Annotated in this window: 17 protein-coding genes and 1 pseudogene; 4 read left to right on the forward strand and 14 right to left on the reverse strand. The window is 52.9% G+C overall.

Annotation, left to right across the window (positions count from 1 at the left end; genetic code table 11):
• From RTY00_RS06405 to RTY00_RS06470, 14 genes and pseudogenes are all read right to left on the reverse strand, one after another.
• A pseudogene (locus tag RTY00_RS06405) lies at window positions 1-359 on the reverse strand (hypothetical protein); the annotation flags it as partial.
• Window positions 356-619, reverse strand: coding sequence for a PAAR domain-containing protein (locus tag RTY00_RS06410; protein WP_312663844.1), 264 nt, complete (start codon window positions 617-619; stop codon window positions 356-358). The pseudogene RTY00_RS06405 and the gene RTY00_RS06410, both read right to left, overlap by 4 nt.
• A complete protein-coding gene (locus RTY00_RS06415) occupies window positions 616-3015 on the reverse strand; it encodes a DUF2235 domain-containing protein (protein WP_312663845.1) in 2400 nt (799 codons plus the stop codon). The genes RTY00_RS06410 and RTY00_RS06415 overlap by 4 nt, the downstream gene beginning before the upstream one ends.
• Window positions 3003-3518: a DUF3304 domain-containing protein gene (locus RTY00_RS06420; RefSeq protein ID WP_312663846.1), complete on the reverse strand. Its 516-nt coding sequence runs from the start codon at window positions 3516-3518 to the stop codon at window positions 3003-3005. Before RTY00_RS06420 ends, RTY00_RS06415 begins: the two co-directional genes overlap by 13 nt.
• Window positions 3515-4267 carry a DUF4123 domain-containing protein gene (locus RTY00_RS06425; RefSeq protein WP_312663847.1) on the reverse strand — a complete coding sequence of 251 codons (753 nt, stop codon included), beginning with the start codon at window positions 4265-4267 and terminating at the stop codon, window positions 3515-3517. The genes RTY00_RS06420 and RTY00_RS06425 overlap by 4 nt, the downstream gene beginning before the upstream one ends.
• A gap of 2 nt (window positions 4268-4269) precedes the next feature.
• Window positions 4270-6381: a type VI secretion system tip protein VgrG gene (locus RTY00_RS06430; protein WP_312663848.1), complete on the reverse strand. Its 2112-nt coding sequence runs from the start codon at window positions 6379-6381 to the stop codon at window positions 4270-4272.
• Entirely contained in the window at window positions 6369-6653 is a 285-nt protein-coding gene (locus RTY00_RS06435; protein ID WP_312663849.1) for a hypothetical protein, read from the reverse strand. The genes RTY00_RS06430 and RTY00_RS06435 overlap by 13 nt, the downstream gene beginning before the upstream one ends.
• Before the next feature lie 36 nt (window positions 6654-6689).
• Window positions 6690-7346, reverse strand: coding sequence for a type VI secretion system protein TssL, short form (tssL, locus tag RTY00_RS06440; RefSeq protein WP_312663850.1), 657 nt, complete (start codon window positions 7344-7346; stop codon window positions 6690-6692).
• A gap of 540 nt (window positions 7347-7886) precedes the next feature.
• A complete protein-coding gene (locus tag RTY00_RS06445) occupies window positions 7887-8369 on the reverse strand; it encodes a tellurium resistance protein TerW (protein ID WP_312179659.1) in 483 nt (160 codons plus the stop codon).
• 175 nt (window positions 8370-8544) lie between these two features.
• Complete coding sequence (locus RTY00_RS06450; RefSeq protein WP_312663851.1) at window positions 8545-9489, reverse strand: HpcH/HpaI aldolase/citrate lyase family protein; 945 nt, start codon at window positions 9487-9489, stop codon at window positions 8545-8547.
• A complete protein-coding gene (locus RTY00_RS06455) occupies window positions 9489-10568 on the reverse strand; it encodes a cysteine protease StiP family protein (RefSeq protein WP_312663852.1) in 1080 nt (359 codons plus the stop codon). Before RTY00_RS06455 ends, RTY00_RS06450 begins: the two co-directional genes overlap by 1 nt.
• Entirely contained in the window at window positions 10558-11343 is a 786-nt protein-coding gene (locus RTY00_RS06460) for a hypothetical protein (RefSeq protein ID WP_312663853.1), read from the reverse strand. Before RTY00_RS06460 ends, RTY00_RS06455 begins: the two co-directional genes overlap by 11 nt.
• Window positions 11336-12463 carry a phosphoribosyltransferase domain-containing protein gene (locus RTY00_RS06465; protein WP_312663854.1) on the reverse strand — a complete coding sequence of 376 codons (1128 nt, stop codon included), beginning with the start codon at window positions 12461-12463 and terminating at the stop codon, window positions 11336-11338. The genes RTY00_RS06460 and RTY00_RS06465 overlap by 8 nt, the downstream gene beginning before the upstream one ends.
• Window positions 12464-12473: 10 nt before the next feature.
• Entirely contained in the window at window positions 12474-13532 is a 1059-nt protein-coding gene (locus RTY00_RS06470) for an ATP-grasp domain-containing protein (RefSeq protein ID WP_312663855.1), read from the reverse strand.
• Window positions 13533-13852: 320 nt separating this feature from the next.
• On the opposite strand from RTY00_RS06470, the gene RTY00_RS06475 reads away from it, so the two are divergent.
• The 4 genes from RTY00_RS06475 to RTY00_RS06490 form a co-directional block, all read left to right on the forward strand.
• A complete protein-coding gene (locus RTY00_RS06475; protein ID WP_008103751.1) occupies window positions 13853-14437 on the forward strand; it encodes a TerD family protein in 585 nt (194 codons plus the stop codon).
• Window positions 14437-15612, forward strand: coding sequence for a TerD family protein (locus RTY00_RS06480; RefSeq protein ID WP_312663856.1), 1176 nt, complete (start codon window positions 14437-14439; stop codon window positions 15610-15612). The genes RTY00_RS06475 and RTY00_RS06480 overlap by 1 nt, the downstream gene beginning before the upstream one ends.
• Window positions 15613-15632: 20 nt before the next feature.
• The gene (locus tag RTY00_RS06485) at window positions 15633-16088 is read left to right on the forward strand and encodes a tellurite resistance TerB family protein (protein WP_008103747.1); all 456 of its coding nucleotides are present in this window, start codon (window positions 15633-15635) and stop codon (window positions 16086-16088) included.
• Window positions 16089-16111: 23 nt separating this feature from the next.
• A partial coding sequence (locus RTY00_RS06490) for a TerC family protein (RefSeq protein ID WP_312663857.1) occupies window positions 16112-16789 on the forward strand: 678 nt, incomplete at its 3' end.

Here is a 16789-nt window from a genome sequence, read left to right on the forward strand (position 1 = left end):
TCCGACGCGTCGTCTCCAACTGGCGTGACCAATAAAACGGCTTCAACCGGCAAGGCCTGGCTGCGCTTTCGCCACCAGGCATCCAGCGCCAGCGAGGTTTCTGCATAGTGCGTCTGGCTGTTATCGGTAGATTGCAGCCAGACCAGCCAGCGCAGCGTCACCGCCAGCAACCAGCACAGCAGCGGCAATACCAGCGTCCAGAACCAGAAAAGCGGCGAACGGGTTGGCTTTCCCTCCGGCCACAACAAAATGGTGCCCATCGCCGATATAAACATCAGCACGGGCAATGCAACCCACCAGCGCCGCCAGCGGGCCGGGTGAATGGTGGCGTAATCGGCATAAACCGGCGGTTGATTCATCCGCAGACATCCATATCCGGCAGGGAACTGACCAGCGTGCAACCACAGGCACATTTATGCCCATCCAGCGCCACCGCTTTACCGTTTACGGTGCTGTTGGTTGCTCCCTGAATAATGGTGGTCATGCCGTGCTGATTGCATTTCGCTTTGTCATTGACGCAGGCCACCGACTTGCCAAACGCGTCAAAGCTCCCGCTGAGCACTTCACCACCGTAAGGTTTAAGCGTATCGCCAACGCGCACCAGTTTTTTAAGTGTCATACCACTCGCGCTCCCGAGGATTTCAGCATATCGACGGCAGAGGCCATCATGGCCTGGTGTTGTGATGCGAGCATTTGCTGGCTTGCATGGGAGACTAATGTGCCCGGCTCGCGAGTGGGATTCAGCAACTGTGCTGTACCGTCCTGAAGTGGAATAGCTTTGCCAGTTGCATTGTCAATAACCGTCCAGAATGGAACGGGCTTATCTACCCTCGTGGTCGGGAGGATATTCTGCACTTCAGCGTTGCCCGTGCTGCTGACTGGATAGTAGAGCGCATTATTTTTAACGCGATAAGATGCTCCATCGTTAGTAACAGGAACGCCTATCAACTGTTGATGAATGGAGAACAAATACTGATCTTTATTGCTTTGGCTGCCGTAATAGATCGAGCGATAGAAAAAATAGCCGCCCCAGGGTTCACGTGTACCCAGCGCAGAGTGCATAAACCAGGCGCGCGAATCGTGAATCTGATCGTCAAACAGCGCGACCACCAGCGCTATCGTTGGATCGGGTGTGACTGTGCCCTGTTTCGAGGAGAAAAGACGCGGATAAAGCCTTTCACCATCCTGCTTTATATGCCGCTGCTGCGTGATCTCATCATCAGTGTTAATCAGCCATACAATGCCTTTGGGGATTTGGTTAAGAACAAATTCACTCCAGCTTTGCGGCCTTATCTTATTCAGGTAGTCATTTTTAAATTCATCTGCGGCTTCCTGAAGCTGTTGTTTATCTATCAGTGGTTCAAAATCAGGCGGGCCCGCCTGATTAAGCATCTTTCCAGCATCTTTAAGCGCAGGGTTCAATTTTGCCGCTTTGCGTAAGTATTCAATCTTTTGCGCCTTTTCCTCACGCACTTTTTTTGTCTGCTCCAGCATTTCTTTTGAATGCTGTGTAGCATTGAGATAAAAAGGTTGGCTGGCATAGCTGCCGTTAGCATAGCGACCAATGCGCCATGCGGTGATCAAGCCAATTTGATCGGCAACGGCGTCATCCAGAGATTGCGAGAGAAGATGTGGGATATAACCCTCATCAATAGTGCATTGTTGGTCGAGGCTGGTCTGATCTTTTTCAGACAGGATGGTTTGTCGCCAGGCATTAAAACGCTGAATCAAGGAATTACTAACGGCAAACTCCTTTTCAGTATCTGTAGACATAATCCGGGATGGCTTTTTCTGAAGCAACTCTTGAGGAATAAAGTCTTCAGGCACCATCAGCGGTGCACCTGCTGCATATGCCGCAGCATAGAGATCATGCAAAATAATCTGCGATAACAGGTTCCCCGAATAATTGGGGTCGTCACTATCTTTACCAGCCTGTCCCTTGCCTTGATCGCCTTGCGGATAGCCACCACCAATATCGGAGTGCATACCAGGATAAATAACTTCCTGCGTGGCAGGAGGGTATCCACCGCCAGGACGGCATACCGAATCCAGAGGAAAACAGAGGCGTTGCTCGTGCGCGGAAACAAAATGGCGGCAGCATTTAATTAAATGAGGAAAACGTTTTTCATTAGGCAGCAACTGCGTATTGTTGGCCCATCCCATGTGCCCATCGACCAGAGGTGCAATATGGGCAATCCCCACGGATGGCACAGTATCCAGCAGACCTAAGAACTCAATGCTTAAAGGGATGCCAAGTATCGCTTGATCAGGTTTATCTGCACCCTTTGGGGATTCAAATAGATCTGTCAGCCAATTCACGAAAGTACGTGCCTCTGCCGCACCACGAGAAAAACCGTAGATAAATAGTTTTATCTTAAGCAGCTTAGGTTTGGCCGTAGCAACCTTCGCCCTAATATCAGCATTCAGGAAGGAGTAAAAAGCAGCTTTACGACTTTGAGGATTATCAAATGGCCAATCGGCAGCTATTCCAGAAATTTTTTTGGCAATGACCTCATCTTGGATATGAACGTTAGTTACGGCATAAACTAATGCGTCTGCCAGATGGAGTAAAGCCCAGTTAATCCTGGCTTCACCGCCAGTGGCATAGGCTAATCCAGCGCTGCTGTAGTTCATTTCACCTATTTCCGGAAATGCAGTTCCCACACCTGGCATATAGTAGCGATAATATCCTTCGCTCTCTGCCGTCTTATCATAAGTAGCATGATATAGCTTGGCGATGTTTGTGGGATGCGTTGGACTGGAATGATTGGTGTCGTTATCTTCGTTATTGCCCGTTCCATCAAAGAAAAAACTGATATGAAGGCTTTGCGAGCAAGTAAACCCCGCGCCGTTACGTCGTTCAGTTTGCGCATTGAATTGTTGCAGATACTGCTCTTCTTCCCGCTTTTGCAGTAGATAATTGTCGATGACCGCCTTATGGGTAACTGGAATGCGTCCATTTTCTGGAAAAAGCGGTGGAGCCCAAACATTAGCTCTGGTTTTTATTTTTGACATATTGCAGGCTCCTGCATGTCGGTCGGTTCTTTAATCGGGTAATCAGGCAAAGACGGCGACAGGCATGAGGCCGTCACTTTTACTTTCTGACATGTTAAAAAGTGTACAGTTAAACCACATGCATCGTCGTATTCAGGAATGGGCACATCAGCACTATATCGACGGTATTTGGCTTCATGCTGTGCCAAAGCTTTTGGTTCAAAACCCACGCCTTCTTTTAATCGCGGAATTTTCTCACGAGGATTGGGATCGATTTCCCACTCAATATGAGCGGTCAGGTTTGGACGCCATTTATTTGGCAGCATAATGCAGCAATAACCGCCACCCGTTCCGGGTACGCGATAGTCATTTACCTTGAACCAATTAATACTTTGTCCGGGAACATGGTTAATTGCCCCTAAGTTCCCACCGCTATATTCATTAGCTCCTGATTGATCACAAGCAGCTAAAATAACCACGGCACTGAAAATAATTGTTTTTAACAGCTTGGTTGTATCACTCATTGTCGATGCTCCGTGAATGCCAATAGATCTCCCAGATATCCAGCCTGACTTGCCAGCATTGCTATCTGCAGGCATCGTGCATATTTCGCTTCTTTTGAGGAACATGGTTCGCTGGTTTTCAACATCAGCGCCTCGGCATCACTAATACATCCCATCAGCTCAACCTGCGCATCACTAATGCGGTTCATCTCCGGTGCATCAGCAAGTTGTCTGCCCGGGTTCCAGCTTCCGGTTTTCCACACCACTTCGTCATCACGATCCCGCCAGCTCCAGAACAGCGCAATATCGGTGAAAGCCGCCTGCTGCTCTGGCGTCAGGACATGCTCAAGTAACGAAGGAAAAACGCGATTGTCGTAGTAGCGCAGTAAGCCGGTTTGCTCTTCCCAGTGAACCTGTGACAGTGCCTGCAAATGGCTACTCAGCAGGTCAAATGCCAGTGGCGATATCAGCAAGGTCAAACGCGGCGTTGTGGAAAAGTGCTCAATCAGCTGTTCCAGCCAGCGCTGGTGGCTGCTGACGTTAAAATGCAATCGCATCACCAGCGGTGAATACTCTGGCGTTGCCGCTTCCGGCGTATTCGCAAACAGCTCAAACCAGCGTAATGGCGGGTTAATCTGGTTCAGTGCCTGCTGCAGCGGCTGTGTTGTGCCTGCCTGATCAACCAGCACATCGATATAATCTTGTCCGGCAGCAGTGCAAAGCGCGGTGGCCTGTTTCAACCATCCTGCACCCATATTCATGTCCGTCATGGTTATCCCCTTGGCGCGAAAGCAAGCGCGGCTTCCTGCGCTTTTTTCAGGCACTCTTTGCACACGGATTTAGGCAGATCTGGCAGCGTTGTTTCTTCGCTGGCAGGAGAATTCCAGGCATGGACGCCACGGATGCTGGTTTTACCCGGTGAATGGATTTGGATATCACCCTGCGGCGTAATCCTGATGGTTGCGCCGCCGCAACCCAGCACAATGCCGTTTTTCGCAGTCAGGCGCAGTTCACCCTGAACGGTTTGCACGCTGATATCTTTCATCGCCGTCAGCCCCAGGGTATCGCCGTGCGATTCCACCGTCAGCGGACCTTGCCCCGACACCATGCGAATCCCTTCCTGTTGTGACAAGAAAGAAATCGCCTGGCTGGCGTTGACCTGAATGCGTTTGCCACTGGCAATGCTGGTTTCTGTCTGGCTTTGCAGATGCAGAGTGCTGCCTGAATTCAGCAGGATACTTTTGGGGCTGACAACGCCAATCCCTTCCGGTGCACTCAGCAACATGGCAGGGAATTTGAGCTGGTCGACGGCGGCCAGATAAGCTCTGAGATGCGTGGCATCAGGCTGGAGATTATGGTGAGACTGAGTGATCGACTGCCAGTCGCTCATCTGGCTAATTGCACCTTTCACCAGAGTTACCGCTGAATTCATTTCCAGCACTGGCCCGGTCGCAGTGGTCTGCGCATCTGCCGTCAGGAACAGGCCCTTACCGGCTCGCAGCGTACCGGTGCTGTCTGTGCGCAGTTCAAATCCTTCGCCGCGCTTGCTACGAGAACTGTCGACAATGTGTCCGAGTGAGAGTTGGCTCTTACCGCCAAATTCCGTCGACAGTTTGACATGCTCATATCCACGGCGATCCTCAAATCGGAGTTTGTTATTCGCCGGAGTTCTCAGCACATTGCGTTGATAGTTATAGAGATTGACATGATCTTCATGGCGAGAGTCATGTACCGAGCAGAGAATATAAGGTCGGTCAGGATCGCCGTTGGTGAAGGCAATCATCACCTGCGTTCCGGCTATCAGCGGAAAGTGCCAGCCATAGACATTGCCTGCATAAGGCTTCGCCAGCCGCACCGGTACGCTTTCAAAACCAGATTGCCAGGCTTCGTTCAGATCGAACTGAAAGCGCACCCGATAACGGCCATGTTCATCAAGTTCTGCATATTGCGCATTTTCTACCGGGCTGGTGACGCGAGCCAGCAGCGTGCCTGCAATGTGCGGCCAGCTTTTCAGCGGTGGGCGATAAGTGCTTTGTGAGCGAATGGGCACGGCGGTAAAGCGTATAACATAGGCGGTATCGCGCGAAATACGGGTTGATGAGGTAGAGACCACCAGCAGGCCATCCGGCGCATCCGGCCACTCTTTAACTTGTGGCGAGATCACCATGCCCGGACGGATATCCATGCCGTTGCTCATACCGTCGAAAGTGACCTGCTCGGTTATCAGGCGTTCCTGACGGCGTTTGACAAACCACTGTCCCTGTTCTGGCAGAGCCTGGTACTCCTTGCCCAGCGACTGATAGTTTTCACCGTAGCGATATAGCTCTCCCGTAAGCGCAGGTTTATCAGGATCGGTTTCCGCCCGCGCCTGCATGTCATTTTGCGCGTTGCGGTAATACTCATCATTAAGGCGTGTGCTAGCGGCAACGGATTGGCGATTGACTGAAATATCCCAGAGTGATTCCTGGCCGCCATCAAATAACCCTGACGGATGGCGAAAGACGATGCTTTGCTCAGCACCATAGGCCTGCGCGCTGTCACCCAGTACCAGCACATCGCGATGATTTTCTTCATCCCAGGTGAAGTAATAAAAGACACCAATGCGCGACAGATGACGCTCTATAAAGGCGAGATCGCTCTCCGCATATGAGATATAGAAATCGCGAATCGGATACTGCGTATTCAGGCGAAAGTGATAATCCAGCGAGGAATATTCCCAGCGTATAAGGATATCCTCTACTGCACCCGGTACGCTTTTATGCTGGTAAACGGCATAGGTCAGGCTGTTTTTTAGCAGCGCAAGGCGCGATTCCAGCGTTATCACATAACGTGTTTCGTCAGCAGAGGATTCACACTGCTGGAAAGCGGTCACTACACCGCGCAAAATGCGGGTTCCACTGACTGCCAGGGTTGGCCATCAGGATAAAAAAATAGCTGAGCCGTGCTGTTAATCAGAATATCGGCGGGAATATCGCGTGTAGCGCTGGTGAGTTCAATGCTGTACTTCCACGGCGTATTCAATGCCTCTTCACCGCTAAAACGCAGCACCGACAACAGGATATCGGGACGCTGACTTTTCAGCGTCTGGATGCTCAGTTGATAGTGGTTATATACCGGCGTCTTGCCGCCCCTAATAACAAAATCCTTTTTGCCCATTTACAGATTCCTTCCTGAAATTTGTTTGCCCGAAGCCTACCCTTTGACTAACAGATATTGCAGATGGCCGTTCATGATGAAAGTGGCGACAATAATGGCAACCAGCACACTGCTGCGAATAAGCCACGGAGAACGTTGCCAGAAAGACGTTTTATATTTTGAACGCTGGATAATTACCGCTGAGTCGGCAGATCCAATCTGTTTCGGCAACCGCGCTTTTAGCTGCTGCATCAGCGACTGGCGCTCCTCATTATCTTCAGCTCGGTATTTTCCGGCATAACCTAAATGCAACATTCTGTAGTAGCAGCTAATGGCGGCTTCAGCTGCTGCTGGTTCACGAAGCAGTTTTTTAATGCGGTCAAAGAAATGCTCACCACCATTGAGATGCCCGAGAAAGTGCCCCTGCAAAGGTGTGCGTTTCCACCAGACAGCGATATCAGTTTCCGGAATGGTCATGATCAGTTCGTCGAGAAACACGCAGTGCGCAAATTTGATTTCTTCGCAGAGAGAAGCTGGTGCTCCCGCTGTAGTGAGTTGATCCTGAACCTGCTGAATCATATTGAAGCAACGCTGGTAGAGCGCATCATCAATCGTGATCGATTGCCCATTGCGGACCGCGAGCGCCAATAGCCAGGTATCCTGCATCAGCGCATCGAGAGTATTGGCTGTGATGTTGTTTTGAGAAAACGTCATGGGTACCTTCCTGGTAACGCCTGAACATTGTTAATCCATTAACCCAATCACCATTTCAATCGGGGAATTGTTGTTGCTCGCACTGCTTACTTAGCCGAGCAAATGCGGACTATCTGCATAAAAAGGCGGTCTCTACCTATCAACGGCACTGATGATATTACAATGGGTGATAGTTAATCAAACTAACAATTTGAGTTTATGAAACAGGATTCCAATTTTCTACCAGGTTTTACACTCGATATTAAAAAGAGCCTTAACGCGATTCGGTTAGTGCAAGGTTTTTATTTTAAGTATTGATTTATTTAAAATTAATAACGAAGGGATGCTGTTCTGTGTTAGTAATCATGCGGTGCGATGATGTAAATACTAATGATGAAAATAACGATCGATGAAACGTGATTACGCTAACAGTTTTGGGAGGTTAGGGGACAATATCCAGATCGATGAGGTCCATTAATCATTTAAGGGGGTAGGTTTGCATCGCTGAAGTTAGTTGAAAATCATCGCGCCAATAAACGTCATTAAACCACTGCTGAAATATTACTGTCGTTTGAACTCGTTCTTTTTAAGCATCAACTTCTCGATTAACTCATCTAACCCACTCTCAACCAGCATCTCCACCGCATCACTTCTTGTCGTTTCACTCAACCGCACAACCTGATCAATCTTCCTCAAAACAGACATACGCAACGACAGTGACACCGCTTTCTTTTTCTCTTTATCCAGAAATACCCGGCTGACAGTTTCGCTCTGTTGCAGTTCGGCATTGAGTTTGAGCGCTTCATTAATATGGCGCAGGCTTTTCTTGTCGAGTTTGCCGGGTTCAGTAAGTTGGTAGCAATGGGTGAGGCGGCTGTATTTGATCTCCGCAGACCAGGATTCACGTAGCTCTTTTAGCGCGCGCGTCAGCGTGGGTTCGGAGCAGTCGAGCGAGGCGAGAATGCGGCTCGATGCTACTGGTTTGCCGCTGCTGAGCAGTGAGGCGAGCATGAATACGCGTGTCTGTCGGGTACTGAGTTGCATGGTCGATTGAGGCCTGCGTTAGTGGTCAATGGTCTGTATCGCCCTCCTGGCAAACGGTTTTCGACAGTATCAGAGGGTATTTAAATATCAGGTAAATAGGGTGCGAAAATTCTTACGTCTGGTTTGTGATTTGGTGGTAAAGCGGTGGGCATGAATGCCCACCCTACGGGGTTTGTCAGGTTACCAGCATCAATGCGCCGTCCGAGCGGGTATCGGGTGCTATGCCATATTCCTGCGCGCGGGCCAGGATGGCGGCGGCCCAGCGGCGATGCGTTGCCGGTTCGCACATCGCGCCCTGCGATTTAAATACTGCCTGGCTTGAGTTGAGGATGCGGAAGGCATCCGCCTGATCGCTGGCGGAAACCATCAACATCTCCTGAATCTTGCCGATTTGGCTCGGATGAATGGCGGTTTTGCCCACCAATCCGTGCGCGATATCCAGCGCCAGTTCCTGATCCATAATCTGCTGATCGTCGATGTGCTCGCACACCGGCGCGGTCAGCGCAAAATCGCGCGACGCGAATACCGCCACCAGCATTTTGATGGTGTAACCCATCGGGCTGTCATACAGCGTGAAATGGCGCGAGCGACGCAGCGAAAGCACATTCATCAAATCGTTACCGCCGATGCGCAGGGCGATCACGCGCTCGCGGCAGGCATGGTTTTGCAGCGTGAGGGCCAGTTCACGCATCGCCACCACGTCGAAAACTTCTTCGGTTTCCAGCGTCGGCATCATGCACAGATGGCTCGGTTCGAGAATCTGCCACCACAGCGGTAAGGAATCGGCGGTGAATTTCGGCAGCACCAAACCGTCTATTGCGCTGAGGTTAAGGTTTTCCACCAGCCACGCGCCCATCTCGCTGTTACGCGGACGGATAAAAACCAGCGGCCACTGCGCGTTACCATTGGCGCGCTGTTCGGCATTCAACACCTGTAGGTTTTGCTGGAGATTGTGCAGCGCCTGCGGCAAATCCGCATCACTGACCGCATCTTCCAGGCAGATCACCAGCGAGCGCAACCCGCTGATTTTATTATGCAGAATGGCATCGACGATATCGCTGCGCACCGCCGGCATATACAGCGTTGCGCCCAAACGCCACGGAGAGAGACGGCCGTTCATCACAGCACCTTTTTGATTATCGTCACGGCGCGGTATTGCCCAAGATCGGCTCCCGCTTCTGTGATGGTCAGCCCTTTTTGTTGGGCAAGATAGACCAGCAGCGCCACGTCGGGATCGTCAACCGAACGGACCAGCACCTGATCCGGCACGCGGCGCAGCACGGCGCGCGTGGCTTCGGCGATGCCCGGCTTGATGCGGTTGATGCTGTTCACCTGATAACGCGCCGCCAGCATGGCGATCACCGCTTCACTTTGCGCCACAAGTTGTTGTTGATGTTGTGGATCCTGCTGGCAAGCGGGCAGGGCGCTGACATCCAGCGATCGCGCGTATTCCGCCACGGTGTTCACCAGCTGCTGGCTGCAATCGTATTGCGCCAGATGGTCGCACTGCACGCAGCCGTGCAAGCCTGCTTCAGACCACAACGAGCGCGAGATCAAGCCCGACACCGGCGCACCCATAATGCCAAACGGGATCAGCCAGTCATCATCGCTGGCCGAAAGCCACGCCTTGCCGCAAGGATCGGCCAGCACCACTAAGCGCGGTTGCGCCGGATAGCCGGGACGATGTTCGAGGCTGCGGATCAGCTCGCCGGTGATGGCGCCTTTGCCGGTCCAGCCATCGACGAACACAATGCCTGCGGTGCCGTGGCGAGCTTCGATGATCTCCATCGCAGCCTGATCAATGCCTCGATCGCGGATGATGCTGATGCCGTAATGGTAGGATTCGCGGCCCATCGCGCGCAGCGCCTGTTGCAGCATCACGCCGAGCGGCACGCCTGCGCGCACCAGGCTTACGAGCACAATCGGCGTGTCGCCAAACTGGTGTGCCAACGTCCGCGCCAGCATGGTGACTTCTTTCGCCAGGCGTCCGGCACCTGCGTCAAGTGCGCGAGAAAACAGCTCAAGGTGCCAGCGCGTCGGTTCCGGTTCCTGGCTCAACATCTCGGAATAGTGGCGCGCGCCGGATTGGATCAGCTGCTCTTTTTGCTCCACCGGCGTCATGTCGATCTCGACCGGCTTGAGCAGGAATTCGACGTCGCCGGCTTGGTACGATCCAGAGAAAGGCAGGTTATTCACCATTTGATTGTTCTCCGAATATGGATTGGTTGATGCGCTCGGCAAACTGGCTTTGGCGTGGAATGCCGTACCAGCTGCACAGCTTCATAAAGCGGTGATCGCTGAGGCTGTCGCCGAGGCCAATCACCGGGAAAACGCCGCGCTCGTGACGCAATTTTTCCAGCAGGTAGCTGACAGCTAAGCCTTTTTCCACCACGTTTGGCAGCCAGGCGACGTTGTTGCTGTTGCGATGGATGTAATAGCCGGCGGTGGGGAAGCGTTGCTCGATCTCATCGGCGATGGCGTAAAGCTCTTCGAGGCGCGTGCTGTCGCGGTGCTTCATCACCAGATAGATCGGCGTGACGCCATATTCATAGTTGATGCGCGCCCAGCCGTTGATGTCGCGCTCTGCCATCAGATCGGTGATCGCCTGCTGCATCGAGAGCAGCGCCGGGCCGTACGGCGTCAGTTTTTCCAGCATGTGCGCGCGCCATGCGGCATCTTCCTCACCTTGCGGATTGAGGATCACCGCGCCGTGCGTGGTCACCGCCCACGAACGGAAAGGGATCTGCACGCGCGCGATCTCTTCGGTGCCGCGCGCGGTGACCGGGATCAAATCGGCTTGCTCGATCATCCAGTCAACCAGCATCGACTGCTCTTCGGTCATAAAGCTGCGCGGCTGCAGGCTGAGATCGAGCGCGCCGGTGCGGAACGGCCCAAGATCCAGCTCGTCCACCATTTTGCGGCGCGTCTGAAATAGCGTGTCGTCGAGGTCGGAAAAAATCACCGGTTTATTCATAGCTGATCACCTCCACCTGTGGCGCAACCCTGGCCAGTGCCGTGGTTAACAGCGGATCCACGCTGTCGACCGGCGTTTCGATGCACAGCAAAATGCGGTCAAACTGCTGATGCGCCACGTTGTAGACGAAGTTGGCGATGCCGAGACCATAGTTATCACCGAAGGCGATAGCCGATTCGATGGCAAATCCGGTGGCGATCGGCGAGCGCGTAGTGGAGCTGTATTTCACCTCAGCGCCTTGTGCTGCCAGACGTTCGGCCAGCAAGAAGGGTTCCCAGACAAATTCGCTGCTGCCGAGCACGAGGATTTTTTCTCCCGGCTGCGCCTGAATCGCACGGCCAAGATCGCCCGCTGGCGTTTCCATGCCGAGTCGGCCCCAGCTTTGTTTGCCGGTTATTGGCACGGTGGCGGCATCGTTAAGCGCCACCGCTGGCATCGGCGGTAGCGCGGCGTCAGGATCCTGCTGCCAGTGCCAGTCGCCTTGCACCAGCGATACGGTGCGCACCGGCACCGGACAGCGCGCGGGTAACGCATCGCCGCTCCAGTCGGTGAGCGTGACGGCGATAACCTGCTCGATCTGCTTTAAGCCGCCGTCGTTGCGCAGCGCTTCGAGCAGATTAATAAAGGTGTTGCCGGTGGTAGCTTCGTCATCAATCATCACCAGCGTGCGCGCGTTGAGCACGCGCTGGCGCAGCTGTGCATCATCGGGCAGATAGATCAGGTGATCGGTAGCGTGGCTGTGATTCTCTTTAAACTCGCACAGCAGATCCGCCTGCTGCGGATGGCGCGTCGAGGTGAGATACACCGGTTCGCTCACGCGCTGGCGCACTTCATCAAATACGCCTGCGCCCAAGCCAACGGCGGTTTCCGCCATGCCGATAAACAGTACCGGACCGTCAGTAAGCGGCGGGAACTGCTCCGCCAGCTGGCGATAAACGGCGCGCATTTTCTCCGGCGCGACCGGAATGTGGCGGCCAAGTACTTTACTGACGAACAGAAAAGCGCGCTTGGGATTGCGGCGTTCAGCGATCTCAAACAGATCGTCGATGGCGCTGATGCCGCCGGTTGGTGTGACGCTCAGCGTGCCGCATGAAAGCGTCCTGCTCCAAAGTGTGGTCATGGATAATTCCTCATTGAACCTGGTTGGACAGGACGGGGTTGTACGCCACCACGTCGCTCAGCGCGCGGACGGTTGCTGGCGTGAAGTCGCGCCGGGCGTCGTCGATCACCTGCTGCTGACTGATCAAGCCTAGCTGGCGCAGGGCAAACAAGCCGGGAAGATTTACGCCGCTGAAACGGGTGTAACCAATGCCGCCGGAAGGGCGCATATTGATCTCCAGTAATAGCGGTTTACCGCTGGCATCATTGCGCGTCTGCACGTTGATCAATCCATCTGCGCCCATCGCTCCGGCGCAGGCTTGCGCCAGCTCAAAGGCTTCGCCGCTGTTCTCCAGATACTGCAGCGCACCTTCTTTGCGTCGCGCCACAGCGGCCAGCACCTTGCCGTTTTCCGCCAGCATATCAACCGAATATTCCGGGCCCGGCAGATACGGCATCAGGACCAGCGGTTCCATGCTGTCGGCGGCTTCCAGCGCCTGTAAGTAATATTCGGCTTTTACCCGGCGCGCATCCGGATGGGTAAACGCCGCCATCGGCGAGACGCTTTCATCAAACTGCCAGAATCCCATGCCATAAATACCGGTAACCGGCTTAACGCACAGCGGCAGATCGCCAAAGGGCTTGCGGGCGATCAACTCGCGCAACTGTACGGGTGAATCAACGCGCAGTGAAGGCACCACCGGCAAATTCAGGCTTTTCATATGGTGGGCAAACGCGACTTTATCATCGGCCAGATCCAGCATGGCGAGGTCACGTGCGCCGGTGGTTAAGCGCGCACCGCTGGCTTCAATAGCGGCGCGATGGGCTTCAAACCAATGCGCATGTCGACCGGTATGGATCGCCTGAATGGCGTATTTTTTTACTGTAGAAAGAATAAATTCGAGGCGCTGATTAATATCACCAGGTTCAATTAATGCATGATCCGCCAGAGAAAGTATTTCATTACGCGATTGGCGATGTGATGCATAAATCGACACGTTGTAGTTATGTTTTTGAGCTGTAGATGTAATGCCATTAATTATATCGCGTTGGGAGGATAAACCTTCCATTAGCCAAATTTTGTGAGACATTTCTAATTATTTCCGCAAGAGGCTGGTGGCTGGGTTATGGCTTGCGAGTTTATTTCTCACCTTGAAACGAGTCAATCATAATATGATTTTTTACCCTAACGTAACCTTATGAATTTTAATGTAAAGAATTGTCATGTTTAGTGCGTTGTCTATTTGGCTTTGATTCTCTTAAGTCATTCTTCTGCAACGCATTATTGTGTTTCATGAAATTGCTGTGAAAATTAATGCTGATCATGAATATCCTCATGATATGATTTTGCCCTCATGGAATTTGATGCAAATATAAAACCCTTTTCAAACCTGTTTGAAGGAATTATGACATGGTTTCATTAAGCAAGAATCAGACGGTCTCACTCAGCAAACAAACCGCTTCGCTGAATAAATTACATTTCGGCTTAGGCTGGGATCCAATTAAAAAGAAAGGCTTGTTAGGCAAGCTATTTGGCGGCGGCGGAGATTCAATCGATCTCGATGCCAGCTGCGTATTATTGGATCAATCCGGTAATGCCATTGATACCATCTGGTTCCGCGCATTAACCTCCAAATGTGGTGCGGTTAAACACAGCGGCGATAATCGTACCGGCGAAGGCGATGGCGACGATGAAGTGATCAACGTTGAGTTATCACGTCTGCCCGCCAACGTTGAGTATCTGGCGTTCACCGTGAACAGCTTCCAGGGCCAAACCTTCAACGAAGTGGAAAATGCCTTCTGCCGCGTGGTTGATCAAAACGGCAAAGAGCTGGCGCGCTATGAGCTGACTGAGCAAGGTAGCCATACCGGCATCGTGATTGCTTCGCTGCACCGCAACGGCGGACTGTGGGACTTCACGGCGCATGGCCGCGCGAGTGCCGGTCGTACCATCGATGCGATGCAAAACGACATCGTTGCCGCAGTGGTGCGCTAATGAATATGACGCCGGGGAGCAATGCTCCCGTTCCTGCAAATCTGCTGACGGTGCGCGTGCTCGCTGGCGCCGCCGTTGATGCTTCCGCCTTTCGTCTGTTCGCCAGCGGCAAAGTGAATGGCGATGCCGATATGGTGTTCTACGGTCAGCCGGATAACGATGACCGCACCATCAGCCTGAAAAGCGAAGGGCACAATTCCGCCTTTTCTGTCGATCTCACCCGCTTGCGTCCTGACGTGCAGAAAGTGGCCTTTACCGTCACCTGTGACGGCGGCCGCAACGTGTCGGGCTTGCAACGTCTGGCGATTCAGGTGGAGCAGGGCGGCAACGTGCTGCTGAGCGGTAATGTGGAGCTGGTGGGACGTCAGGAAGCGGCGTTGATCCTCGGCGAACTTTACCGTCGCAATAATGAGTGGAAATTCCGCTTTATTGCGCAGGGTTTCAACGGCGGCTTGCAGCCGCTGGCGGAACATTTTGGTGTGGATATAGCGGAACCTGCGCCTGCACCAACGCCTGCACCGCAGGCAGCACCGGCTCCAGCACCCACGCCAGCACCAGCAAAAATCAATCTGAGCAAAGTTTCTCTCACCAAAGAGAAGCCAGCCATCAGCCTGACCAAGCGCGATAACTTCGGTGAGATCCGCATCAATCTGAACTGGCATCGTGAAACGAATAGCGGTGGCAGCGGGTTGCGCGGATTGTTCGGCGGCAACAAAGGCGTGGATCTCGATCTTGGCGCCTTCGTTGAGTTGCAAGACGGTTCGCGCGGTGTGATCCAGGCGCTGGGCGGCAATTTTGGCGCCATGCATGCCAAACCTTTCGTACACTTGCAGGGCGACGATCGTACCGGCGAAGTGACCGATGGCGAATGGCTGCACATCAACGGTCGCGAATGGAGTCAGATTCGCGAAGTGTTGGTTTTCGCCTTCATCTATCAAGGTGCGGCGAGCTGGGACAAAACGGATGGCGTAGTGACGCTGCACATTCCAGACCAGCCACCGATTGAAACGCGTATGACTGAAGGGGAGAATCGCCGCAACATGTGTGCGATTGCTCGCCTGGTCAATGAGAACGGCAGTATCCGCGTCGAGCGTATCAATCAGTTCTTTAACGGGCATTCCGATATGGATAAAGCTTTCGGTTGGGGATTCAACTGGCGAGCCGGTTCCAAATAATTTCAGACAGAGGATTCACTATGAGCTTTTTCAACAAGGTTAAAGGCGCATTTAATTCCGGCCGCGATGAATTAACCAAACAGGTTAGCCGCTTTAAGAACAAGAAATTTATGCAAGGTACGGTAGCGGTTTGCGCACGCATTGCGGTAGCAGACGGCAGCGTGAGTGCGGAAGAGAAGCAGAAAATGATCGGTTTTCTGCGTGCCTCGGAAGAATTGAAAGTCTTTGATACCAATGAAGTGATTGAGTTCTTCAACAAGCTGGTGAGCAGCTTCGATTTCGATCTGGAAATTGGCAAAGGCGAAACCATGAAGTACATCATGGCGTTGAAAGATCAGCCGGAAGCCGCGCAATTGGCGATCCGCGTAGGTATTGCTGTCGGTAAGAGTGATGGTGATTTTGATGCTGACGAGCAGAAAGCGGTGCGCGAAATCGCCGTCGCTTTGGGCTTTGATCCAGCAATATTTGGTCTGTAATTTTTATCTTTTAAGGGTTCATCATGGTGTCTACGCACATTGGCTTCCCAACTGAAACAGTCGCGGTTTTCATCGCGCTGTCAGTAGGAGCTATTTTTATCGACCTGTTCATGCACCGCGGCGACAAGCCGATTTCGCTGAAAAGCGCGGCGCTGTGGTCGGTGTTCTGGGTGGCTGTGGCGATGGGTTTCGCCGGTTTCCTCTATATCCATCATGGCGCTGAAGTTGCCAGCCTGTTCGTGACCGGTTACGCGCTGGAGAAAGTACTCTCCGTCGATAACCTGTTCGTCATGATGGCGATCTTCTCGTGGTTTGCTGTTCCGGATCGCTACCGTCACCGCGTGCTCTATTGGGGCATCATCGGTGCCATCGTTTTCCGTGGCATCTTCGTGGCGATCGGTACCGGCTTGCTGAGCCTTGGTCCGTATGTCGAAATCGTGTTTGCGCTGATCGTCGCGTGGACGGCGGTGATGATGCTGAAAAGCGGCGATGACAGCGACGAGATCGAAGATTACTCGCAGCATCTTGCTTATCGCATGGTGAAGCGCTTCTTCCCAATCTGGCCAAAAATGCGCGGTAACGCCTTCCTGCTGAATCAGAAGGAAGTTGATGAAGAGCTGCAGAAGCCAGAAAACAAAGACGTAGTGATTGGTCGCGGCAAGAAAGCGGCGCTGTATGCCACGCCGTTGATGCTGTGTGTG

The organism is Pantoea sp. CTOTU49201, from assembly GCF_032054795.1.
GTDB lineage: Bacteria > Pseudomonadota > Gammaproteobacteria > Enterobacterales > Enterobacteriaceae > Pantoea > Pantoea symbiotica.

Coding starts and splice junctions, on each gene's coding strand:
- RTY00_RS06480 (WP_312663856.1), top strand. CDS start 14,437: ATGAATATGACGCCGGGGAGCAATGCTCCCGTTCCTGCAAATCTGCTG.
- RTY00_RS06415 (WP_312663845.1), bottom strand. CDS start 3,015: ATGTCAAAAATAAAAACCAGAGCTAATGTTTGGGCTCCACCGCTTTTT.
- RTY00_RS06425 (WP_312663847.1), bottom strand. CDS start 4,267: ATGACGGACATGAATATGGGTGCAGGATGGTTGAAACAGGCCACCGCG.
- RTY00_RS06435 (WP_312663849.1), bottom strand. CDS start 6,653: ATGGGCAAAAAGGATTTTGTTATTAGGGGCGGCAAGACGCCGGTATAT.
- RTY00_RS06465 (WP_312663854.1), bottom strand. CDS start 12,463: ATGACCACACTTTGGAGCAGGACGCTTTCATGCGGCACGCTGAGCGTC.
- RTY00_RS06410 (WP_312663844.1), bottom strand. CDS start 619: ATGACACTTAAAAAACTGGTGCGCGTTGGCGATACGCTTAAACCTTAC.
- tssL (WP_312663850.1), bottom strand. CDS start 7,346: ATGACGTTTTCTCAAAACAACATCACAGCCAATACTCTCGATGCGCTG.
- RTY00_RS06460 (WP_312663853.1), bottom strand. CDS start 11,343: ATGAATAAACCGGTGATTTTTTCCGACCTCGACGACACGCTATTTCAG.
- RTY00_RS06445 (WP_312179659.1), bottom strand. CDS start 8,369: ATGCAACTCAGTACCCGACAGACACGCGTATTCATGCTCGCCTCACTG.
- RTY00_RS06485 (WP_008103747.1), top strand. CDS start 15,633: ATGAGCTTTTTCAACAAGGTTAAAGGCGCATTTAATTCCGGCCGCGAT.
- RTY00_RS06470 (WP_312663855.1), bottom strand. CDS start 13,532: ATGTCTCACAAAATTTGGCTAATGGAAGGTTTATCCTCCCAACGCGAT.
- RTY00_RS06450 (WP_312663851.1), bottom strand. CDS start 9,489: ATGAACGGCCGTCTCTCTCCGTGGCGTTTGGGCGCAACGCTGTATATG.
- RTY00_RS06455 (WP_312663852.1), bottom strand. CDS start 10,568: ATGGTGAATAACCTGCCTTTCTCTGGATCGTACCAAGCCGGCGACGTC.
- RTY00_RS06420 (WP_312663846.1), bottom strand. CDS start 3,518: ATGAGTGATACAACCAAGCTGTTAAAAACAATTATTTTCAGTGCCGTG.
- RTY00_RS06475 (WP_008103751.1), top strand. CDS start 13,853: ATGGTTTCATTAAGCAAGAATCAGACGGTCTCACTCAGCAAACAAACC.